Annotated in this window: 29 protein-coding genes; 3 read left to right on the forward strand and 26 right to left on the reverse strand. The window is 39.6% G+C overall.

Annotated elements, in window-relative coordinates; translation table 11 throughout:
- Positions 1-2 precede the first annotated feature (2 nt).
- The 4 genes from BPOF4_RS09290 to BPOF4_RS09305 all read right to left on the reverse strand — a co-directional run bounded on the left by BPOF4_RS09290 (position 3) and on the right by BPOF4_RS09305 (position 2,168).
- Positions 3-278, reverse strand: coding sequence for a hypothetical protein (locus BPOF4_RS09290; RefSeq protein WP_148229513.1), 276 nt, complete (start codon positions 276-278; stop codon positions 3-5).
- 376 nt (positions 279-654) lie between these two features.
- Positions 655-1,008, reverse strand: a complete 354-nt coding sequence (gene gerQ / locus BPOF4_RS09295; protein ID WP_420796443.1) for a spore coat protein GerQ — start codon at positions 1,006-1,008, stop codon at positions 655-657.
- Between the two features lie 134 nt (positions 1,009-1,142).
- Complete coding sequence (locus BPOF4_RS09300; RefSeq protein WP_012958883.1) at positions 1,143-1,619, reverse strand: cell wall hydrolase; 477 nt, start codon at positions 1,617-1,619, stop codon at positions 1,143-1,145.
- Between the two features lie 162 nt (positions 1,620-1,781).
- Entirely contained in the window at positions 1,782-2,168 is a 387-nt protein-coding gene (locus tag BPOF4_RS09305; RefSeq protein WP_012958884.1) for a DUF2512 family protein, read from the reverse strand.
- Positions 2,169-2,379: 211 nt separating this feature from the next.
- Between BPOF4_RS09305 and BPOF4_RS09310 the strand changes: the two genes are divergently transcribed.
- Positions 2,380-2,625: a hypothetical protein gene (locus BPOF4_RS09310; protein WP_012958885.1), complete on the forward strand. Its 246-nt coding sequence runs from the start codon at positions 2,380-2,382 to the stop codon at positions 2,623-2,625.
- Positions 2,626-2,723: 98 nt separating this feature from the next.
- On the opposite strand, the gene BPOF4_RS09315 is transcribed toward BPOF4_RS09310, so the two are convergent.
- The 11 genes from BPOF4_RS09315 to BPOF4_RS09370 all read right to left on the reverse strand — a co-directional run bounded on the left by BPOF4_RS09315 (position 2,724) and on the right by BPOF4_RS09370 (position 12,677).
- Positions 2,724-4,079: a sodium-dependent transporter gene (locus tag BPOF4_RS09315; RefSeq protein ID WP_012958886.1), complete on the reverse strand. Its 1,356-nt coding sequence runs from the start codon at positions 4,077-4,079 to the stop codon at positions 2,724-2,726.
- 164 nt (positions 4,080-4,243) lie between these two features.
- A complete protein-coding gene (locus BPOF4_RS09320) occupies positions 4,244-4,438 on the reverse strand; it encodes a helix-turn-helix transcriptional regulator (RefSeq protein WP_012958887.1) in 195 nt (64 codons plus the stop codon).
- A 3-nt stretch (positions 4,439-4,441) separates the two neighbouring features.
- Positions 4,442-4,957, reverse strand: coding sequence for a DUF6773 family protein (locus BPOF4_RS09325; RefSeq protein WP_012958888.1), 516 nt, complete (start codon positions 4,955-4,957; stop codon positions 4,442-4,444).
- Between the two features lie 482 nt (positions 4,958-5,439).
- On the reverse strand, positions 5,440-6,231 hold the full coding sequence (locus tag BPOF4_RS09330; protein ID WP_012958889.1) for a hypothetical protein: 792 nt from the start codon (positions 6,229-6,231) through the stop codon (positions 5,440-5,442).
- Positions 6,232-6,281: 50 nt separating this feature from the next.
- Positions 6,282-6,590, reverse strand: coding sequence for a hypothetical protein (locus BPOF4_RS09335; protein WP_012958890.1), 309 nt, complete (start codon positions 6,588-6,590; stop codon positions 6,282-6,284).
- 175 nt (positions 6,591-6,765) lie between these two features.
- Positions 6,766-7,164: a hypothetical protein gene (locus BPOF4_RS09340; protein WP_012958891.1), complete on the reverse strand. Its 399-nt coding sequence runs from the start codon at positions 7,162-7,164 to the stop codon at positions 6,766-6,768.
- Between the two features lie 569 nt (positions 7,165-7,733).
- On the reverse strand, positions 7,734-8,597 hold the full coding sequence (locus BPOF4_RS09350) for a nitroreductase family protein (RefSeq protein WP_012958893.1): 864 nt from the start codon (positions 8,595-8,597) through the stop codon (positions 7,734-7,736).
- Between the two features lie 391 nt (positions 8,598-8,988).
- Positions 8,989-9,882 carry a macrolide 2'-phosphotransferase gene (locus BPOF4_RS09355; RefSeq protein ID WP_012958894.1) on the reverse strand — a complete coding sequence of 298 codons (894 nt, stop codon included), beginning with the start codon at positions 9,880-9,882 and terminating at the stop codon, positions 8,989-8,991.
- A gap of 381 nt (positions 9,883-10,263) precedes the next feature.
- Positions 10,264-10,830, reverse strand: coding sequence for a DUF4256 domain-containing protein (locus BPOF4_RS09360; protein ID WP_012958895.1), 567 nt, complete (start codon positions 10,828-10,830; stop codon positions 10,264-10,266).
- A 63-nt stretch (positions 10,831-10,893) separates the two neighbouring features.
- Positions 10,894-12,177 carry an MFS transporter gene (locus BPOF4_RS09365; RefSeq protein ID WP_012958896.1) on the reverse strand — a complete coding sequence of 428 codons (1,284 nt, stop codon included), beginning with the start codon at positions 12,175-12,177 and terminating at the stop codon, positions 10,894-10,896.
- Entirely contained in the window at positions 12,174-12,677 is a 504-nt protein-coding gene (locus BPOF4_RS09370) for an ArsR/SmtB family transcription factor (protein WP_012958897.1), read from the reverse strand. The genes BPOF4_RS09365 and BPOF4_RS09370 overlap by 4 nt, the downstream gene beginning before the upstream one ends.
- Before the next feature lie 489 nt (positions 12,678-13,166).
- Here BPOF4_RS09370 and BPOF4_RS09375 point away from each other — a divergent pair, with 489 nt between their 5' ends.
- Positions 13,167-13,994, forward strand: coding sequence for a carbonic anhydrase (locus BPOF4_RS09375; RefSeq protein ID WP_041822401.1), 828 nt, complete (start codon positions 13,167-13,169; stop codon positions 13,992-13,994).
- Positions 13,995-14,078: 84 nt separating this feature from the next.
- Here BPOF4_RS09375 and BPOF4_RS09380 read toward each other — a convergent pair whose 3' ends face one another.
- Both BPOF4_RS09380 and BPOF4_RS09385 read right to left on the reverse strand, forming a co-directional pair.
- Positions 14,079-14,510, reverse strand: coding sequence for a DoxX family protein (locus tag BPOF4_RS09380; protein WP_012958899.1), 432 nt, complete (start codon positions 14,508-14,510; stop codon positions 14,079-14,081).
- Between the two features lie 117 nt (positions 14,511-14,627).
- The gene (locus BPOF4_RS09385; protein ID WP_012958900.1) at positions 14,628-15,482 is read right to left on the reverse strand and encodes a VOC family protein; all 855 of its coding nucleotides are present in this window, start codon (positions 15,480-15,482) and stop codon (positions 14,628-14,630) included.
- Between the two features lie 170 nt (positions 15,483-15,652).
- Here BPOF4_RS09385 and BPOF4_RS09390 point away from each other — a divergent pair, with 170 nt between their 5' ends.
- Positions 15,653-15,961, forward strand: a complete 309-nt coding sequence (locus BPOF4_RS09390) for a winged helix-turn-helix transcriptional regulator (RefSeq protein WP_012958901.1) — start codon at positions 15,653-15,655, stop codon at positions 15,959-15,961.
- Positions 15,962-16,092: 131 nt separating this feature from the next.
- Here the strand turns inward: BPOF4_RS09390 and BPOF4_RS09395 are convergent, their stop codons facing one another.
- The 9 genes from BPOF4_RS09395 to BPOF4_RS09435 form a co-directional block, all read right to left on the reverse strand.
- A complete protein-coding gene (locus BPOF4_RS09395) occupies positions 16,093-16,401 on the reverse strand; it encodes a DUF4190 domain-containing protein (RefSeq protein WP_012958902.1) in 309 nt (102 codons plus the stop codon).
- 47 nt (positions 16,402-16,448) lie between these two features.
- Positions 16,449-16,934, reverse strand: coding sequence for a GNAT family N-acetyltransferase (locus tag BPOF4_RS09400; RefSeq protein ID WP_012958903.1), 486 nt, complete (start codon positions 16,932-16,934; stop codon positions 16,449-16,451).
- 50 nt (positions 16,935-16,984) lie between these two features.
- Positions 16,985-17,341 carry a VOC family protein gene (locus tag BPOF4_RS09405; RefSeq protein WP_012958904.1) on the reverse strand — a complete coding sequence of 119 codons (357 nt, stop codon included), beginning with the start codon at positions 17,339-17,341 and terminating at the stop codon, positions 16,985-16,987.
- A 33-nt stretch (positions 17,342-17,374) separates the two neighbouring features.
- Positions 17,375-17,890, reverse strand: coding sequence for an AAA family ATPase (locus tag BPOF4_RS09410; RefSeq protein WP_012958905.1), 516 nt, complete (start codon positions 17,888-17,890; stop codon positions 17,375-17,377).
- 41 nt (positions 17,891-17,931) lie between these two features.
- The gene (locus BPOF4_RS09415) at positions 17,932-18,690 is read right to left on the reverse strand and encodes a kanamycin nucleotidyltransferase C-terminal domain-containing protein (protein WP_012958906.1); all 759 of its coding nucleotides are present in this window, start codon (positions 18,688-18,690) and stop codon (positions 17,932-17,934) included.
- A gap of 342 nt (positions 18,691-19,032) precedes the next feature.
- Positions 19,033-19,872 carry an ABC transporter permease gene (locus tag BPOF4_RS09420; protein WP_012958907.1) on the reverse strand — a complete coding sequence of 280 codons (840 nt, stop codon included), beginning with the start codon at positions 19,870-19,872 and terminating at the stop codon, positions 19,033-19,035.
- Positions 19,872-20,864 (reverse strand): ATP-binding cassette domain-containing protein, encoded by a 993-nt coding sequence (locus tag BPOF4_RS09425; protein ID WP_012958908.1) that lies wholly within the window; start codon positions 20,862-20,864, stop codon positions 19,872-19,874. Before BPOF4_RS09425 ends, BPOF4_RS09420 begins: the two co-directional genes overlap by 1 nt.
- An 88-nt stretch (positions 20,865-20,952) precedes the next feature.
- Positions 20,953-21,513: a hypothetical protein gene (locus tag BPOF4_RS09430; protein WP_148229515.1), complete on the reverse strand. Its 561-nt coding sequence runs from the start codon at positions 21,511-21,513 to the stop codon at positions 20,953-20,955.
- Positions 21,514-21,605: 92 nt separating this feature from the next.
- Complete coding sequence (locus BPOF4_RS09435; RefSeq protein ID WP_012958910.1) at positions 21,606-21,872, reverse strand: hypothetical protein; 267 nt, start codon at positions 21,870-21,872, stop codon at positions 21,606-21,608.
- Positions 21,873-22,011 lie beyond the last annotated feature (139 nt).

Genomic DNA, 22,011 nt, shown 5'->3' on the forward strand with positions numbered 1-22,011 from the left:
TATTATGCGGGAATACATCTAAAAGCGTTCTCCACTTCCCTAAAGTGGAAAACGCTTTTTATAGAGGTTTCGAGTCGAAGAAATTTTCCGTAATAAAGCCAGAACTGTTTTGTTTTGTTTTTCTTTTCCCATCCCTCATCACTAAAAATCGGTATATGATAAAACATCTCCATATCGGTCATTAATTTGCCAAACAGCAAGGACTTTATATCATCTTCCTCTTCAGAATGAAGTATTTCTTCATATTTATTTTGAATCGAGATAACTTCATCTAGCATCCCCTTTAAATAAATGTAATCGCATCTTGTAATCATTCCACTTCATATTAGGATCCATATTCTTAAATTAGTACACGATATTTTTATTTTCATCTTGTATTAAATCCTTGTTCCACAATGTCGCCTAAAAATGAATATCGTTGCTGCACAGTATCTATCTACTAGAATAAGACGATCACATTTAATGCAATCGTCTCTTGAATGGTATAACCCATTAACAGTTTCTTCACCATGCTCTACCTTGTTTCATCTACTAGTGTGTCTGCCAAAACGATTAAACGGCCTAAAGCTTAGGCCGCTTAACATTATTTTTCACTGTCCACATGACATGGTTCAGTTCATTTTTATAATCGTTTTTTTTTTGAATTCTGTTACATTACTCTGATACTTCCATAGATGCCTGGATTTCCGGGCTGATTTCCGTGTGCGGATAGTTAATTTGTTCATCAAATTCTACCCAGTCAAGATTTGCCATCATCAGCAGGTAGCGTTTACCGCTAGCAGGGTCGCTGATAATGATATGGTCTCGGCCAGCTGTTTCAATACGGCCTTGGTATACCATTGCATTCCATTCGCTGTTTCCTTGGTAAGTAAAGTAGAAAGTACCGATCTTCCCTTTGTTGTAGCGCAGGATATTTTCAATAAACGATTCTTCCACTCTGCCCATCAAAAGCTGCTGCCCAGTTCCCATCGGAACCACTGGCGTTGAGTACGCAGGTCCAGAAGGCATTCCCCCCTGAAAGCCAGTAAACTGTTGCGGGGCTTCGTTCCCCGTCATTGCAGCTGGTTGAAAACCAGTTTGATTGCTCATTTGATGAAAATTAGAGTTTCCGTAATTCATGTGAATTCCATCTCCTTTTTGATTTATCTATAAAACTCTGGGCAGTAGCCCGGTACACCGACATAGAAGCAATGATTCCTGTATGCATGATCGAACTGCGTCATCGGGGATCTTGGCATTGTAGGGGTACAAGGATCTCGGTATGCTTGCCCCGGACTCGGATTAAAAAACCATAAATTCATTCGGGCTCGTGGGTTCCGATGACCTTGCAACAAATTTCTAGCCCTCTGGAGGTCCTCTTCAGTTGGACGCTGTGTATACAAGGTTCCATTTAAAACAGGCTCGAAGTGAGGAATTCCCGTTCCCGGTATCGTTTGATAAATAGCATGACGGATATTACGTAAATTGGTGAAGTCCGGCTCACAGTCTGCCTCAACCCGATTGGCCACAACTGTTCCAACCATTTCCATTCCTTCGGGGCCTTCACCAATCGCCTCCGACATCATGAGCCTTGCTAAAGCATTCACATCATTTTCAGTATGTTTGATTCGCCTACCCATTTTCTCACCTCTTTTGCTTATACAGTAGCCTATTACTTTTAGGCAGTTTTCGTAGCTTGCCTTACCGCCCAATCCTTGAAAATTGCATATGAAAAGAGTAAATGATTCATGGTATTCCATAAAAAAAGCATCAGAGTGCTAGCTCTGATGCTTTTTAGCCTTTTAATTATCAGCTTGCCATTTAGGACTGCCTGAGCGGTTCATACCGACTTCTTTGTTTGCAATATAGGCGTGGAAATAGAATTCAAATGCTCCCATTACAGCAGCTGCGACTAGGGCTGTTATGACCATGGCTCCGCCTGAAAAACCAAACGCCATTCCCATCAGCCAAATAACTACAAAAGCTAACACGCCATCTGATGCCGTGGCAACCTTATTATTTGTTTTAGGTAAAATCACTAAGTCTCCTGCGATATAAGATACTACACCTAACACAAGGGTAATAAGCAGGACATTTTCAAACGCCATTCCAAGTCCCAGCCCGAGTACCAAGTACAAGAGAATGAGTGTTGCAGCTCCTTTGATGAGTAACGTTTTGACATGATCCATCTTTATCTCCTCCTTGTATTTTTTTGTACTTACTGTTCTTTACACTGAGAGATGAATGTTAAAACCTTTTAAAATAAATTGAGACAAATGGTCTAATATGACAATTGAGCATTCTTGATAAGAAAATAGATCAGAACCGTTGTTACTAAAGCTCACTCTGGATAAATAGCATTTAAAATTCACATCATATAGAGCAGGAGGTGAGATCATTATGGCTAATCAGCAAAACCAAAGTCAAAATCAAAACCAACAACAAAACAACCAAAACCAGCAGCAAAATCATCAAGTTGCACAAAGCATCAAAAATACGGCAGGTTCTGCGTTTGAAACAATGCATAATGCATTAGAAGCAACAGAAAACATTGCAATGAGTGCTGTGGATGGAACAATAAATGCAGTTAGTAAAATGACGGGGCAAAATAAGAACCAACATAACAACAAACGCAATAAACATTAAAAATAGGAAAACGCCTTTTACTGGCGTTTTCCATTAAGATGATCATTAACCATATAAGCCCCCGCAGTGTTGTGTACTGCAGGGGCTCACTTTACTTTTTAAAATAATGAAAACAAACCTAAGGCATCTAAAAATACTACGATGATCGCAAAAGGCGTCACATATTTTAGAAGGAAATACCACGTCATAAACAGCTTAGAAGCAACCGATGAACCTTGCTTCAATTCATTTAAGAGCGTTGTTTTGCTTAATTTAAGCGGGACAAAAATAGAAATTAACAGCGCCCCGAGCGGCATCAAAATATTACTCGCTAATTGATCGGCTGCATCAAAGAATGTAAGGCCGAAAATCTCGACATCTGCCATGACTCCAAAAGATAGGCAGGCAGGAATTCCACATACAAAAGCAGCTATACCCATGATCCAGCTCGCTTTTTGACGTTTACTCATCTCTTTTTTCACACGACTTGCCACAATAATCTCAAGTAATGAGAAGGCTGATGTAAGTGCTGCGATTAAGAATAAGACAAGAAAAGCAATTAAAAATAATTGTCCAAACATCATTTGCTCGAAGATGGCTGGCAGAACAACAAAAATGAGCTGCGGCCCTTCACTTGGCTCTAGTCCGAACGTAAACACTCCAGGGAAAATGATTAACCCAGCGAGAAGTGCTACAAAGATATTCATGATTCCAATCGAACCTGCAGCTAGCGGTAAGCTCTGCGTTTTCGGAACGTATGAACTGTACGTGACCATAATTGAGATCCCCAGTGATAAAGCAAATAAAGCTTGTCCTAATGCAAATAAGATCGTTTCTGATGTGATGCTTGAGAAGTCAGGAAGCAGTAAGAATTGCACCCCTTCCATTGCCCCGTCTAAGCTGAGTGATCTAACAGCAATAATGAGTAACAAAACAAATAAAGCCGGCATCATGACTTTACTTGCACGCTCAATACCTTGCTGAATTCCTTTTGCGACAACAATGATTGTTAACAAAATAAATACTAATTGCGCTCCTAATGTCGTCCATGGGTTCGCAATAATCTCACCCATCTCCACACCGAGCTGATCCACACTTAAGCCGGATAACTGCCCCGTGATTGCATTCATTAAATAAATTAAGATCCAGCCGCCGATTACACTGTAAAAGGTAAGAATAATAAAGCAAGTGATGACACCAATCCAGCCTGTTGCAACCCAAGCTGACTTTGGAGCGAGTTCTTTATAAGTAGAAATCGCATCTTTACCTGTTTTGCGGCCAAGAATGAATTCTCCAATTAACAGCGGAAGTCCAATGAGAAGCGTAAATAAAATAAATAATAAGAAAAAGGCGCCTCCTCCACTTGTCCCTGCTACATAAGGGAACTTCCAGATGGCTCCTAGTCCGATTGCTGTGCCAGCCGTCGCATAAATAAATCCTAGCTTTGACGACCATTGTTCGTTTTGCGTTTCCAACCCTTTCAACTCCTACTTTTATACTTTACTGCGTTCCAACAGAAAAAATTTCAACCTCATAATAGTAACAAAGCTTTACTTACAGAACAACCGGAAATTTCTTACCATTCTAACTTTTATTTATAAAGACAAAAAAGCGGCCGCTATAAGCAGCAACCGCTTCCTTACTCTTCCCAAAATAATTCATCTAACGTTTTATGGAGTGTCTTGCATATAGCAAGGCATAATTGCAGCGTCGGGTTGTATTTACCAGCCTCTATCAGGCCGATCGTCTGCCTTGTGACACCGACTTTCTTTGCCAGTTCAGCTTGTGATAAATCATGTTCTGTTCGTGCGATTTTTAGCCGTACATTCTTCATCGCCTACTTTACCTCTTCTTCATCAAGTAACTTTTGATTCACTTGATCACTTCGTTTCTTCGCCGCATTGTGAGTAACAACACTAAACGCTATGAAAAATGGGGCGTAAATGAATAGAGAAACGATGAAGACGAGAATGAAATTATAGATCGCTTGCTGGCTGGTATCGGCAAAGTTGATGGCACTGTTTGTTGCAAAAATAAGAGCCAAAACAAGTCCTAATGCTAGACCCCAGTAAAAGTTCTTTTTGTTTCTTGTTACTTTGCTGTTGCTGTCGTGAATTTCTACCTCCTCTGAATAAATACCAAGCGAGGCTGAGCGAATCAGGTAATAGGTGGATGCGCCTAGCAAAATCAGAACCTCAGTTAGGACAACATTTAGCGATGTTCCGATTGTAATAAATTTGAATATGACTGAGGCCAGGGTGATGAGCATGACAAGGTAATAAATCTCGCGGTAAATCTTGTTTTGGATCGTTGTGATTCGTTCATCAACAGGCTTTTTGTTCCATAGTGCCATAGTGAACACCTCCAGATTTTGTATATCCTTATTATACACTATAGTTTACATTATGCAATTTATATATTACATTGTGACAATTATATTTTACGTTATTAAGTTAAAAGAAGTTCTATGTTTTTTAAATGGGTATAGTTTCATTGGTTTAAGTAAATATTAAAAGTTGAATTAAACCCCATAGAGATAGGAATGATATGATTGTTTAACCAAAATGTTGTTAAAGGATTAATGTACAGCACAATTATGTCTTCAATTTTTAGTGTCATTGTTATTGGATTGACAGTTTTTCATCATTTAAAAATAACAAGGATACTGGAATCAATTAAAAACAGATAAATAACTTTTTTGTTTTGACTAATTAAGGGTTATAGTCTCTATCCTTTATGACATAACTTTTCATCAAAAGAAGGAGAAAGCCATCCTGTTAATAACAGAATGGCTTTCTATTTTGTCATATACTCAACCAAGAGATCTCTTCTAATTTAATCAATGTTCCAATCAACCGTGAAGTTGCCGCTTACTTTGTAGCCGGTGACAACTACCTTGTAGGTCCCTGTTTCTTCTACGTTTAATTGTAATAAGAATGGATCGTCATTTATATGTTCCATTCCGACATATTGGTTTTTATCATTCCGAATATGGAAGCCATGTCCTGCGCCATTTGCATTGTTAAATTCGTAAGTGACGGTAAATACCTCTCCTTCTTCTAAGTGAATCGGGATTTCATGTCTGCCATTCAAATAATCGAAAGATGCTGCGTAGGATGAGTCGGTTCTCTCTTCTGTCCACCCGCTTTTCGATGTAAAGTCGATCGTCAAAAGGATGCAGATGAATAATGGAATGAGGATAGCGAATAGATAGCGAAATGATTTTACTTGCTCGGCAGCCCTCGTACTTAAGTAAAAAATGAACGCGCTCCCTGCTCCGATCACTCCAACAAAGATCGTAAACGGATCTAAACCCCATATTTGAAACACGCCAAACCCGGCAACGGCATAAAGGCTGGCTTTAAAAGTGTCCTCTGAAACGTTTAACTTGCGTTTTAATTTCGGTAATTTATGAACGATCAAATCGATAACAATCGAACTTAACACTCCATATATATATATAAGGAACCATATGTTTGGACTAGAAAGCTCCTCTACTAATTGATAGAGATTAAAGCCTGTAGAGAATACGAGCAAAATAACAAATAAGATAAATAATAGCAATCCAGCACCAGCTAATTTAGACGTTATGTATTTGAAGATTTTTAGCGTGAGGTTGGTCAGCATCCATCAGAAGCCTCCTTTGCAGAGTTAGTATCTTCACGTTTAGGAAGCGTTTAGATCAGGGAAATATAATACACAATCAGCCCCGCGAGTGCCAATATAACAGTACCTACAAAGAGTCTTTTTTTCTCAAAATGGACAAACCCCATGGAAAGGAGGGCAAGTAAACTAACGAAAAGCAGGTAAGCTGGCTCTTCTGACTCGGTTAATTGAGTAGGGAGATAAAGAAGGATAATAATAGAAAATGGAACGAGCATCTTTAGAAAATTCTCCTGCTTTTTCTTCTCACCTTTATGCCTGACAAAGAGATAGGTTATGAGTACTACGGCAACCATTATCATACTGTAGCTTATTCCAGACATCCTTTGATCCCCCCTACCTATTTAGCATGTTTTCAAATCTATTTAAAGAAATATTAACTTTAACTAACCTGCCTCTTTAGCGTAACATTAAGTTCCTTTTTGATAAATAAAAACATCCCTTGTTGAAGGAATGCTTCCGTTTGTTTAATATACTTTAATTAGATTCGTTGGTTGACTAATCTTTTCCACTAATGAGAAAAGTCTCTAATTCATCAACCTCGTATGTTCGAAAAATAACACCCTGATGATTAAAAACAAATATTTCTGGTAATCTATCTAATACAAAAATCTTGTTATATTTATCTTCCTGTGTGGAATTTTCATCTAAAATCGTAAAACCATGTGAGGTTACTTTATCCCCCCATAGAGAATGCTCATCAAATATATTAAGAATGCTACGTTGATATTCTTTTGAAGGTGTTTTTTTTACAAATACTCTAACACTCAATTTATTTTCTTCCTCAGGTTTTAACCTTTCAACTACTTTTCTTTCTTCTATTGAACAACCTACAAATAAAAATGAACAACCTACAAATAAAAAAATGATAACAACCAACCCTAAAATCTTGTTCAAATATAACCCCCCCTTGTATTTCGTTATTTAAAAAATCCACATTATAAACAGAGAACTATTACTCCGATTATGCATTTGATTATGCGGACTCTTATTATGCTATTCGATGTTTTATGACTGAGTCACTTGACATCTGTTCGCTTACAGCTTTTGATAGAGTGAACGACTAAAAAGGAGAATAGCCAATATGACTCAAAAACCCCAACATATCGTAAGTATAATGGACTTCCAACTAACAGAACACCAATCGATCTTTGTACAATTTAATGGATACGACGCCATAATAGAAAAGAAGTTTACTGGAGAGGTCAAATTCCTCGGAGGTAGACCGTACGGAGACATCATTCATCCCGAACGATCCAGCCTATCAAGTGAATGTAGGGAATACGTAAGGATGGTATTGTTGGATAAGTATGAGAGGGGCGAGTTTAGTTAGGGTTGAAATTCTTATAGAACTTCGAACCTCAAAGTGATAGTCTTTGAGGTTTATTGTCGTTCAAAACACCATCTCGAGCGTGTAACATCTATATGAGTTTTCAAACAGACCTCTATCTATTGGCAGAGGCTGTTTATTGTTGGTTCCAGCTAACGACGTACTCAATGTTTTCATTTAGTCTCTCTAACCCAGGTTCGTCTATGACCCAAATCCCGCTGATACCTAGCTCATCACAAGCCAATTCAAATTGGCACATCGCAATGCCCATATCTAACAGCTGCATTTGATAGCCTAATGCCTTACTGTAATTCGGTGTATGTTCGATGTAGAAATGACAAGTCTCTCGGTTTTCTGAGAGAACGAGTCGCCACGGTTGTTTATTGGAGGCGGAAGGTCCTAATCTAACCATTTCTATAGGGATTTCTAATGAGCCCGCGTTATCGCGTTGTAATGGAGCGGCGAAAGTCTCATCATAAAACAATTTCTCCCACGGCTTCTTATTATCGGCCCTCACGACAAAACGCAAGGCCTTATCAAAGACACGCTGCTTTTCTTTTGGAAACCCGAGTGGTGTCACGCATGGAATGAATTCGTCTTCATACAACTGTATTTCTTTTTCAAATGAGTTTCGGGTAAACGTCCCGCCCATCCAACACGTACCTATGCCGAACTGTGTTGCAAATAAAGTCATTCGATGAAAAATGTAAGCATACTCAATCAGTGGATACTTAGCATTCACTGATGAACCAACTAAATACGCTTTAGGATGCTTAATAAATCCATACGTTCCAAGCTTGATTCCTTTGTCTGTCACATTTTTTTGAACCAATACGAGATCAATCCGGCCTCTTGCACCGAAAGGTCCGATCAAGTTGCTTTCATCATTTAAATACGCCGTTAATTTATTGATGTCTCCTGCTGAAAGGTCATTATCATCAAACGTTCGAATCGACTGGCGTCTGCGCATGGTGTCAATGATTGAAGTAGAGAAAGACATGATGCACCTCCATAAAAGCAGATTTTTATTTCTTCAGTTGTCCATAAAACTCTAAACCTGCTCAATTAGTTTAAGTGAAATCTTTAACAATATTTACATTCATTTTACCATGAAATATCCAACTCCTCCGAAAAATTCATTTGCTTACTAGCGCTCAAAATAATCTGTTTTAGCACGTAGGTTAATAAGACGCATAAATTAATACGCTGCCTTCGATATTGTTGGAAACTGGTACACGAATTCGTATGCTAAAGCTGTTAAAGCATCGCTATAGCAACAAAAAAGAGGACAACTATTCGTGTGTGAATGATGTCCTCAATTGGTTTGTTATTTCATTTTTTCTCTCTATTAACAGTGAACATTACTGTCTAAGCTAGTATTCTATGTCGTATCATTCACTTGCTAGCATGTGAACCGCTGTCTCATGCATTTCTTTTAAGCCGGATACTTCAGCGTACTCGGCAACGGTAATGCCGCTTGTCGTTAATAGCTCGGTGATATGCTCCTCCATTTTTGACCACGTTCTGCCCCCTGCATTGTCATAGGCCGCGATGATCTTTTGGAGCCCCTCTTTTCCAAACAGCAGTTGATGCGACATAAAGTCGATCGATACATCTCCTATCCCAACTTCGGTCCAGTCAATAAAGCCTGTTACACGTTGATTTGCATCTATTAAAATATGTCCAGGGTGCATGTCACCATGTCTCACTCCCACATGCTTTGGCCACAATGAATCTTCACTGAGCCACGTCTGCCATCTATCCCATAGGTTTGAATTCACTTCATACGTTTCTTTTACTTTCTCCATACGTTGTTTCATTGACAATCTTAACTCGCTTGCTTCAATCATCTCGATGCCCGTTTTCTTAAATGGAGCCTCAGGTAAATTGTGCAGATTTGCTAGTGATTTCCCTAGTGTCTCATAATAGTTTGCAGGTACATTCTTTTCATCAAAGCTCCAAACATATGCTTGTAACTCCATATCAATGGTCGCTGCTGGTACTCCATTAAGCTGTTTATAGGCAATCAGATCATTTGAGTAAATTGACCAGTCTGGGACTTGAAAGCTTGCCTCTTTTTGCATGATGTTTAACGCTTGTTTCTCTTTCTCGGCATGTCTCATCGATTCCGGTCTTCTTGGCACTCTAAGAATCCATTTATCCCCTTTTTCATCCTCGGCATGTGCGACCTGAAAATCTACACCTGATTCATTGATTTTTATCGAGGCTTCTAAAATATCTAATCCGTTCTGCTCGGCTAATTGTTTGAGTTTACGTGTATTCATGTTGATTTCCTCCTAGTGGTTTTAGTGATAAAGGATCTGGCCATAAAAAAACACAGACTGGCTTCTGGGCTCCTGTCTGTGTGTTAGAGTAAACGAGGCGATCTCAAATAGACGTCTCAACTATCTAAGCATACGAAAAAAAGACAGATAGGTATCTGCCTTCTTCACGTCAAAAATGTACATTTGTCCGTAAAGGATTATTAAAAATGTGCAGACTACTCCCGTTTACTCTGTTTGATTTATTAAAACAGAGCCTTTGAACTATGAAATTACTTCGTGTTCAAAGTTTCTTGGCGTAATCTTCCTGCATGCATCATTTTTAACAACCCTCCTCTCATTAGTTACTATCTACTATACGTTAGTAGTGCAATTATTTCAACGTTAAATTCTAACGGATCCGCGGAATCCTCGTGCGCCAAAATAAGAATCAGCTCCATTATGATAGACAAAAATCGTGTCATAACGGCGGTCACAGAATAAGGCTCCGCCAAGATCTCTGATATGGCTAGGCGTCATAACCCAGCTGGATGTCTTTTTATCAAATTCTCCTAAAGTCTGCAGGTAGCGGTATTCCTCTTCTGTTAAAAGATCAATCCCTAGTTCCGCAGCCAAATCAATCGCACTTGTTTCTGGCTTGTATTTTTTTCGTGATTCCAAGGCTTCACGGTCATAGCACACACTTCTGCGGCCTTTCGGGCTTTCTTTTGAACAGTCATAAAAGATGTATTCGTCTGCTTCCGCATCATAAGCAACAACATCTGGCTCGCCTTCTGTTTCTTCCATTTGAAACAGTGTCCAAAGTTTATCCGGGTGAGCGTCGATTTTCGCTTGGACTGCATCCCATTCCATTCCTTCATGGCGGTTCATATGTTTCTCGAAGCGTTTTTTTAATTTTGTTAGTAATTCCTCACGTTGTTCAGCAGTTAATTCCTTGTGTATTGTAGTCATTAAGAGAGCTCCTTATCTTTGGCTATTTGTCGTTAGTCATAATGTAACATGAAACGATTTCATCTACACTGTTTCTGTTAAGATTATTTGTTTTGGTTCGTCTTTTATAAAGGTACTCTCGTTAATCTCGTTGATTTTTGGAAGGTTTCGCGTTTGCTTGTCGACAAGCCAGATAAGTCCGACACATAGAACAACAATACCGCTTAATGCAATCACATACTGGCTGCCAATATACACCCCTAGCACCCCGCCGGCCATAGAGCCGAGTGGCAGTGCAATGCCTGAGACACTATAGGCAGCAGAGAACACGCGTCCCAAGAGGTTTTTTGGAATTCCTTTTTGCAGCACAGTGTTAATGAGAATGTTAGTAATCCCGCCTGGCAGCCATGCTAAGCCATAAAGAGTGACCACAAGCCACGTCCACGGACTGAAAATGGCAACCGACCATAGAATCCCGCTCACCATGAACGCATAGGCATACACCTTTCCCAATCCAAACCGCTCAAGCTTCAAGTACGGGGTCAAAAGAGCACCGGTAAGGCTCCCGGCAGCTTGCGCCATAAGTAGAAATCCATATATCTCTACCCCGCCTTTATAGTCACTGAATGCGGGCAGTACGACGAAGGTTGCGCCACCGACAAGATTGATCCCGATGACACCAATCAGCAGTTTAGATAAGGTTTTGTTGAAAAGGACACTTACTCCTTCTTTTAACTCACTTGCGTACGTTCGCATAAAGGTTGGCAGGCTTTTACTTTCCTTGCTCGTGTTCTTAGGAGCTGCTGGTACCCTTAAGAATGAAAATAAAATGGCTCCAATCAAAAACATTACCGAATCTAACACGTAAATCGATACGGCACCAATAGCCACAATCAACACACCAGCAATCGCATTACAGCCAATTTCGATCCCTTGATAGGCCACGGTAAAATAAGAATTTGCTTTTGTTAAGTCGTCATTTTCAACAAGGGACGGTAGTGCGGCCATCTGGGCTGGATACACAAACATATTCAGCGTTGTTAGGATTGGAGAAATGATTAATACGAGCGTCACAGTGAGAAATCCATAGTAGGAAGCGACAGGTATGATGAGTAATAGAAGTGCTTGTGTGAGCTGTGTCGTGATGAGGAGTTTTCTAATAGGAAGACGGTCAATAATCGGCCCTGCGAGAAGCTGAATCATTCTAGGGAGAATCGTTAAAAAACCAGCAAGGCCGGTATAAAATGTCGAGCCTCCTAGATCATATACGAGCCACATCGCGGCAACAGCATATAAGCTGTCACCTACATTCGTTAATATCCGGCCAAAAAACATGCAGGCAAAGTTGCGATTTAAGAACAGTTTCATTCTTCTTCCCCCTTTGGTTCAGTTGAGACGATTTTCACGCCGACACTGAACTCTTCTGTTTTCTCGTCTGCTTGAGTGTGGGAAGATTTCTCGACCCATGATTCCAAAAACTCTAAAAATTCTTCCTGAAGATTTTTACGCTGCTTGGCAGTCAGTTCTAAACGAATACTGATGAGCGAGGAATCACGTGAATTAAATCCCTCTTGTAAAACGGGATCCATTGCGCCTCCTGGTGAATTAAACCGGCTGGCTACGGCTTGATAGTACTTCTCCACCACTCCGCCAAATGGCTTTTCTTTCACTAATTCCACGAGGCCGCCTTCATGAAGCTTCTTCAGGTGATAATGCACATTTCCTGGCGAGTGTCCAAGCTGAGTTGCCACTTGCTTCGAGGTTTTCGGATCATCTAACAGCTGCTTCATGATTTTTACACGGAGCGCGTTTCCTAATAATTTCGCCTGTTCCACTGAGATGTCGAGTGATTTTTTTGGGTTTGACATAATCCGTTCTCCTCTCAATCTAATAAATTAGATCATCAATCTGTAAAATTAGATTATCATATGCAGGTGGAGAGTTGCAAGTGATTTTTGGAATAAACAGTAAAATGGGCAGCTGGCATAGTGCCGGCCTCCCTCTTTTATGATGAGAGGCTGTTAATTGTATTATTGCGGCAAGTAATTGAGTTGGTTGCTCGAGTTATTGCGCAGCTTTTCGGCTTAATTGAGTTGGTTGAGCGACTAATTGCGTCAGTCGGCTGTAATTGCGTCAGTTGCATTGGGATATGCGCCCGTTCAGTGAGGAATTGTATAGACTTTTGATATAATTGCGTCCCCCTACCTGCTCTAACTCCCTCAATGGTCTCAGGCTTTATTAGTACGCTTTTAGTCGGTTCTTACTTACTTTATCTGTCATAGATTTTTCACATGATTCCGTTCCAATTTTTAGTATGGTAGTTGCTGGGAGTATTAACAGAGAAAAGGAGAGAGAGAATGATGAAAAGGAAATCTATTTACTTATTAGTCGCTGCAAGTTTGGCATTAGCGGCTTGCGCAGAACAAACAGAAACCGCGCCTGTAGAAACCCCACCAATCACAGACTCGACGGAACCTAGTGATGAAACTCAGGAGGAATCTACTGAGGAACTTACGGAATGGTCTTATGAAGGGGAATCTGGACCTGAGCATTGGGGTCATTTACACGCTTCTTATTCGGCATGTGTTGATGGCAGTGAACAATCACCGATTAATATTGATTTGGCTGAAATGGAGGCAAATCAACAAATAGAGGAGATTGATATTCAATACGAGCCTGCTTCTTTTTCACTCGTTAACAATGGTCACACGATTCAAAAGAATGCAGTTGATGAGAATAATGCGATCACGTTAGATGGACAAGAATATCAGTTAGTTCAATTTCATTTCCACACTCCAAGTGAACACCAATTTAACGGAGAGCATTATGACATGGAGCTGCATCTTGTACATCAAGATATTAATGGCAATCTAGCAGTCTTAGGTGTGATGATTGAAGAAGGTGCGGAAAACGAAGAGCTCGCGCCTGCATGGGGAGAGCTGCCGGAAGAGGAAACAGAAAATGAGGTTGCATTAGAGGAGCCTATCAACCTTCAAAATCTCTTGCCTGATGACCAATCCTCCTTCCATTACAACGGATCACTAACTACCCCGCCATGTACGGAAGAAGTAAAATGGATTGTATTCAAAGAGCCAATTCAAAAATCAGCGGAACAAATTCAAGCATTCCAAGAGATTTATGAAGAGAACCACCGCCCGGTTCAGCCTTTGAATGAACGAGGGTAAACTATTAAATAAGGTATTATATTTAAATCATTAAACGAGAAAGAAACCGACCTTCTTTTATTTAAAAGGTCGGTTTAATTAGTTTTATGCGCTTATTCTTGTACTCGAATTTTCGTTTTTGTTTCCAAAGAATTTATTGTCCAATGCAAGCAGTTTGCTGCCACTAATAACAAGGGCAGCTGCCATTGCCAATAAAGCTATGTCTAATTCATAACCTGCTGCTGCTTCTGCACCCATGAAACCGAGTGGTAATTTGACCATAAAGATCGCCCCTAGCATGATGAATCCAATCAATGCAGAAATTATTCTTGTGCCAACTCCTAGGATTAAGGCAATTCCACCAACAAGCTCAATGCTCGCAACAACATAACCGAAAAAGCCCATAATACCGATACTTTCAAACCACCCTGCTACGTTACCAAGCCCCATTTGAAACTTATCAATCCCGTGAATTAAAAATGTCACTCCTAATACGACACGAATTATTAATAGACTTACTTCAAATTTTTGTGCCACTGTTCATTCTCCTCTATGTTTCTTAATTTCGTTTAAATAGAATTTTACTTATCGAATCTAGCTTTTATCCAAATGTTTTTACTATTTTCATTCCAACTTCAATAGGTAGGGAGCCTTCTATTGTTTTGCTATCAACCGAATGCGATTTCCTGAAGGGTCTACAGTTACAGTAGAACCCTCGTCTTCTATTACGGTTGCTCCGATTTCTTTTAACTGTGTAATAATTTGATTTCTCTTTTCCTCACTTGAGAGCATAAGATCAAATGATTCGAGTCCTACACTATTTAGCGGCGGTGTCGGAGCCCCTACCCCAGCCCACGTATTTAACCCGATATGATGATGGTACTGTCCATCTGCAATGAAAAGCGCCTGACTGCCGAATCGATTGACAACCTCAAAACCAAGACCCTTGATATAAAACTCTTCAGTCTTTCTTAGTTCTGATACATGTAGATGGATATGGCCCATGACTGTACCTGCCGGAAGGCCTTTCCATGGCTGCTGTTTATGCGTTGTTAAAAGATCAGGGAAATTCAACGGATCAACTGCCATTTGTACCTCTCCATTGCTCCAGCTCCACTCGGATGGGTCTCTGTCTACATAGATCTCAATACCGTTTCCATCTGGATCAGATAAATAAAGAGCCTCACTTACAAGATGGTCAGAAGAACCTAACTGTACGTCATGTCTCACAAAATGATGGACAATCTGAGCTAAATCCTCTCGCTTTGGCAGAAGGAGAGCAAAGTGATATAAGCCCGTCGTTCTTGCTTGTTTTGGAACGACTTGGTCTGGTTGTTCTACTGATAATAATGCTGTTGTTCCATCCGCTGTGAATACGGCGGATCTGGGCGTTTGGTTTAGCACTTTAAACCCAATCACTTCTTTATAAAAAGCAATAGAACGGTCTAAATCTTGTACTTTAAGGTTTACTTGACCTACATATGTAGTAGGCTCACGATGAAAATTCATTATAGTTACCTCCTGAAAATCCGAATAGATTTACACGTTTTATAATCAACTTACTTTATGTAAGTTAGTATATAATTGTAATTATATGACGTCAAGTAACTTTTTGATATAAAATAATTTTATTATTTCTCGTAGCAGTTTATAATATGTGAAGTGAGGAGTTGATTGAATTGGATAAGTCGATTTGTCCTAGATTTGAAAAAGCTATGGGTTTAATGAGTCAAAGATGGACAGGTTTAATCATTTACCAGCTTCTAACTGGTCCACAGCGTTTTTGCAGTATTGAATCGGCAATCGGTGTCAGTGGAAGAGTCCTCTCAGAAAGGTTAAAGGACCTTGAAAACGAAGGAATTGTAAAACGTGAAGTGTTTCCAGAAACTCCCGTTCGAATCGAATATTCTTTAACTAAAAAAGGAATTTCACTTGAGCCTCTCATGCGAGAAATGGAAAGATGGTCACAAGACTGGTTAGAAGCATAATGTGGGAGATATATTTCTTAGAGTAAAGTTGAACATAAAAAATAACCGTCTAATGAGGCGGTTATTTTTTACTGGTGAAAGCGACGAAAAAATGAGAGGAACGAATTAAGTTTCAGTCTTTCTTTTTATTTTTAAGATACAACCATCTTAAAATCTACAGGGGTAAGTAGAATAAGATTTATCATTATTGTTATCAACGGGAGTAGAATAGCTAGAGCGTTGCAGGTGAGTGCAGCAACAGCCAATGCTCTTCCCCGCTGTGCAGTGTAATGAATTTCTCTCAAACTTAGAAAAGCAAGAATAAAACCGATACTAGCTATGGCGATGCCCGCTAAACTAAAATAACCGATAAACAATGCGGTAACCCCAAAAGTAAGTGATACGATAGATTTTGTGTTCAGGTTAATATCTTTAGATTGTGTGATGGATGGGTTATTCAATGTTTTCTTCCTTTCTTATTCCCTGCCATAGTATGAATGATGTTTTTTTATAGTTTTTTCTCCAGATCGAACATCTGTTGGAACCCTAATTCTTCATACATATTTTTTGCAAGCGAACTTGACCATAGCCTTGCCCTATTTGCTCCGTTTTCTTTCAACCATAAGCAAATTTCATCAATTAAATCCTTAGCTAAGCCCTGCTTTCGATGTGCTTTATTTGTATATACCGATATAATCCATCCAAATAACGTTGGTTCTTCTGCAAGAGGATAGGCATACTCAGTACGTATTAATCCACCTGCGCATGCTATGATGCGATCCTCTTTATCAACTGCTACTCTAAAGGCTAAATGTCCTGCTTTATATTCGTTTATAAATAATTCTTTAACTTGATAGACTCTTTCATTATCAGGTTCTGGCGTACCATCGTTATCAGCCATCTCATTTGCCATTAAACACCAATACTCGGACATAATCGGTAATTCGTCAGCTGTGGCCCAACGTGTCTTATACAAAAAATCACCTCTCTTCACGTTATTCCTCCTCACTTTGTTATGTAGATCCAGAACAGCATTTCTTCTACCTAGCTCCCCACCAAAACAAACACATTCCCATCTGGTGCCTGCATCACTGCGACGTGTCCGCTTAACGAATTAGGAAAAGGTGTCCGAATCCACTTTATTTCAGGATTTGTTTTTAGAGTTTCATATGTATGTTGAACGTCCTCACAAACGATCTCGATTTCAGAAAAGTTAAGGTTGGGGTTGTTCTTCAACACGAGCTCAGACTCCCCATCAGGAAACCTCATACCGACGAGCATCCATTGTTCTTCGTCTTGATATGCTTCCCACGCTTTTGTTAACCCTAATGATTGATAGAAAGCGATGGATTCCTTAATATCCTCTGTAAAAATCGCAATGCATTCAAGTTTTTTCCACATGACTTTTAAATCCTTTCTTATAGGGAGCCTAATCTATTTAGCAGATAATGATTGCTTATATTCGTCTACCGATCTTTTATTTTTTACGATGAGTATTTTATCTTGTAATGGAGCATATTTCTTGAAAAATTCTGGCTTTGCAACATCCTCAAAGTGCTTGTTCCATTTAAACATATTAAACAAGATTTCTTTGGTTGGTTTATAATTTGAAGATTCAATTTTTAGTTTCTGTAACAAATATCTCCTCATGATTCTAAACAATCTAGCGTGGTTAGCTGTATCTAAAAATATAATCAAATCGGCATTACGAAAACTAGTGTCAACCCATTCTTTCGTATGTACTCCCTCAATAATCCACTGGTCTGATTGAACGAGGGTATGTAATAAGGCTGCACATTCTTCCTCTGTTCGCCTTCTATCTCCTGAAGTTCTTCTCTCCCAAGAAACATTATCTAATTCTATATGTGGGAGATTTAATATTGCGGATAATTCTCTTGCTAAAGTGGTTTTACCGCTTCCGACTGAGCCAATAATATGTATTTTGTTCATTGTTTCAAGCCTCATTTATATTTGTAGAAACGTTTTAAAACTTATAAGAAAGTTAAATCGTGTTTATTAAGTGTGATGCCGTCTTCTTTAGCCCACTTTTCAAACGAGGTCCATAAGCAAGCCGTGCTTTGTTTTATTTTTGAGGCAGTGGTTTCTAGTGTTAATAATTCATGCATGTGCTCTTCATAACCATCAGGCAAATCGTTTAAATGGAAACTTTCTTTATACATCGTTCTGCTAGATACATATCTATGTTTGTTGCTTAAGCCGACACACAGGGCGGCCCAATAAGCAATCTGCCTGGCTTCATTTGTCATTGCCATTTCATCCCCTTCAGTAAGTGGGAATACTTTATATACATGCTCATACATATCTGCGATAGCCTCTGTTAACAAAAGCTTGAAGTTCGTTTCGCCTTCTGTCTTTTCAGCTATATTACGTAACTCTTTATACAACTCAGTTGGGTCATATACTATTTTAGAGGTGAATAGAGTATCACTTTTCACCGGCCATTCATAATCAATTTTGCTTGCTTCGGATAACATTTTTTCTCGCGAGCTCATGCTGATTCCAATGTACATTCCTTGAAAAAAGAAGGGGAACCACCCGTTTTCATAGTTATTGAGTACCACTCTTAACTCTAAATCCGAAAAAGGCGTGTTCATCCCCTTGGCTGTTGATCCCTCAATGGCAAGTGATAGTAGATCTTTCTTGTATTTTGTTTTGAAATGGTCGAGGATGTTGTCTGTCATTTTCAGTCTATCTTCAGCAGAGAACGTTTTGGGCTGCCAATTGATCATTTAATTAGACTCCTTTTTAATACTTTCAAGAGATTTATTGTTAAAAGCCTAGGTTTTAAATTCTCATTCTGCTTTTGCAAACACAACTTATTTTCTCATAATATTCATTAAAAACGTAATCACTTCTGATACATGTATAGGTTTGCTAAAGAAATTTGCATCCTTCTATCCCACCTCTTACTTGCCTGTCAATAAGGCTGTCTTCTCGCCATTCCTGCTAAGTCTTACCATTATTACTTTACCATAATTCTCCTTATTTATGGTTTTATTTACTAATATTCCTCTAGAAGTTAACTTCAAAAAGCTTAACGACAGACATCTAGTCGTTAAGCTCAGCCACCCTTATTTCTTACGGTATAAATACATCGTCAAAGGTGCGAATATAGCCATTATTAGCACAGAGACAAAGAGCACCCAGCCAATTTGTTCAAGTGTAGCCGTCCCATGCATCAATCCACGAACAGCAGTCACTAGAAGTGAGATCGGGTTTACATCAACAAACTTTTCCAACCAGCCTGGCAGCGTCTCTGGATCTACGAATACATTACTGACGAACGTGAGCGGAAAGAGTACCATCATGCTGACCATCATCAATGATTTCTCAGAGCGCATGATAAGTCCCAATGTCGTCCAGATCCATGATAAACTAAAGCAGAAAAATAACATTAACGCGACTGCTTGAATGATCCCAATAAACCCGCCATCCGGTCTGAAGCCAAGCAGAAAACCAAGTCCGATCATAATGGCCGAGGCAATTGAGTAACGAACAGTATCAACGAGTAATGCACCTACTAATGCAGAAGGAAGCCAAATCGGTAACGTGCGGAATCGATCAAAAATCCCCTTTCTAATATCATTGTTTAAGTCAATCCCGGTGTACATCGTAATTTGCGCTACAGTCATGACAAGAATACCGGGAAGGAGGAATTGTAAATATTCACTCGTCGATCCCGCAATCGCCCCTCCAAATAAATACGTAAACATTAATAGAAAGATAATCGGAAAGACAGTCACATCAAATAGCTGCTCAGGAATATGCTTAATCCGAAGCATAGCCCTTTTGGCAAATGTGAGAGATGAAGATAAGGCACTCGGCCGATCTGGGCGTTTACTTGAGGCAATCGCATCAAGTAGTTTTGCATCTGCTCCGTTTTGTTCTTTCGTCTCTGATTGATTATTCATTATCTTGCTTCCTCACTTTCTTTCGCTTCCTCCACAGACTGATCTGTTAACGTTAGAAACACCTCATCTAGACTAGGCTGACCGAGTGAGAAATTATGTACAGCTATTTTCTCCTTCGCTAATTCACCAAGGGCCTCAGCTGCTAATGAAGCATCGGCGACTTGAGCGGTGAGAGAAGCAACATCGCCAGCGGGGGAAACCGTCACTTGCAGTTTTTGTGCCAGAACACTAATAGCCCTTGGACGATCTTCTGGATTAAGAAGTGATACATTCAACGTTCCTGTACCTACTGAAGCCTTTAAATCGTTACTCGTTCCTTCGGCAATAATCTTTCCTTTATTTATCACAGCAATTCGATCCGCTAATTGATCGGCTTCCTCTAAATATTGAGTCGTTAATAACACTGTCGTGCCAGCATTCACTAAAGCACGAACGATATCCCACACTTGGTTGCGGCTCCGTGGATCTAATCCAGTCGTCGGCTCATCCAGAAATAACAGCTCTGGTGTCACAACGATACTCGCTGCAATATCAATACGACGGCGCATGCCGCCAGAATATGTCTTTACTTGTCTTTTTGATGCTTCTTCGAGGCCAAAGGCACTAAGTAATTCATTTGCACGTCCTTTTGCCTCTTTTTTTGAATAACCCATTAATCTGGCTATCATCACTAGATTCTCAACGCCGGTTAAATCCTCGTCAATTGAGGCATATTGACCCGTCAGGCTAATACGGCTTTTGATGGCCTCTGTTTCTTGAACCAAATCATGACCAAATATGCGAGCTGATCCCTCATCTGGCTGCAGCAATGTCGCAAGCATGCGAATGGTCGTCGTCTTCCCTGCCCCGTTAGGCCCTAAAAAGCCATATACTGTTCCTTTTTGAATGGATAAATCAACTCCATCCACTGCTCGGTGATCCCCAAAAACTTTGACAAGCCCTCTCGCTTCGACTGCTAAGTTACTGGATTGTTCGAGTTGTTGTTCTTTCATCTCATTCACCCTCTCAAATACTCATTCCTATTAAAACCATACTTGATTCATTCATGGAATAACATTTTCCAATTGAAAGCTCTCTATCTTACTCCACATTCATCAAATATGAGCGAGTATGCTCTAAAGCTTCTTCCTCCGTCACATAATCATTATTATACGCTAAACGATATTCTCCTCTTAAAGAAATGCTATGAATTGTAAAGGACATATCTTCTTGAATACCCACTTCTACCTCTTCAAGCTCAACCACTTTATCAGCTTCCGTAGAGGTCACTCCCTCCTTGCTATAAGAAAGCATAAAAGCTACTTCACCCTCATAGGGGCCATAAAGTTTTTTTGCATGATGTTGTTCTTCCCACGCTGCTGTATTGCTTGGGTTCTGAAAATAATCGATGATCTCACTTGTTCGTCCTTCTGCATACTGTACATCAATGCTTCTCACATGATCGGCTTCATCATATTGGACGTATACATAAGATACATCGAGCGCTTCAAATTTGGGGAGATACATCTTCTCACCAGTTTCTTCATAAATAAGATTCACTAACTCTTCCTGTGTCATCATTGGCTGCGTGGCAGAAGAACAAGCAGCAAGTAACAAGCAAAGACCACCTATAAAGAATGTCCTGACTGTTTTAAATTCCAATTTGAATTCCCCTTACTCTATGTAGTGTGCCGTGTTAATTATAACTAAAACTCATGTATTAGAACTATTGTTTAATAGGAAATTAATAAAAGCTATTCTTTCGTTACTGATCTTTTAAGTAAGAAAATAATAACGCCAGAGATAATCGCCATTCCCACAAAGGTAAACGCGTATAAAAAAGGTGGAATAACAACACCTCCAAACCCAACTTCACTTTGAAGATGATCTACTTTCTCCCATTGGCCGACTAGGTTCGGTTCATAGAACTTTGTTTGGAGATAACCAAATCCGAGTGTCCCCATCAAGTAAACGACATGAATAATGAGGGAAGCTATACATGCTTGTATGACTACTTTCATTTAACTGCACTTCCTTCCAATCGCTGTCTGTGTGTCGAATTCATCACGACTTTCTAATACCGAATCCAATTCATCCTCGTACCCTTCAGAATGAAGATAAAAAGGGAATTGAAAACATTTAATTGCTGTATAGGTCACT

The organism is Alkalihalophilus pseudofirmus OF4, assembly GCF_000005825.2.
In the GTDB taxonomy this organism is placed as follows: domain Bacteria; phylum Bacillota; class Bacilli; order Bacillales; family Bacillaceae_D; genus Alkalihalophilus; species Alkalihalophilus pseudofirmus.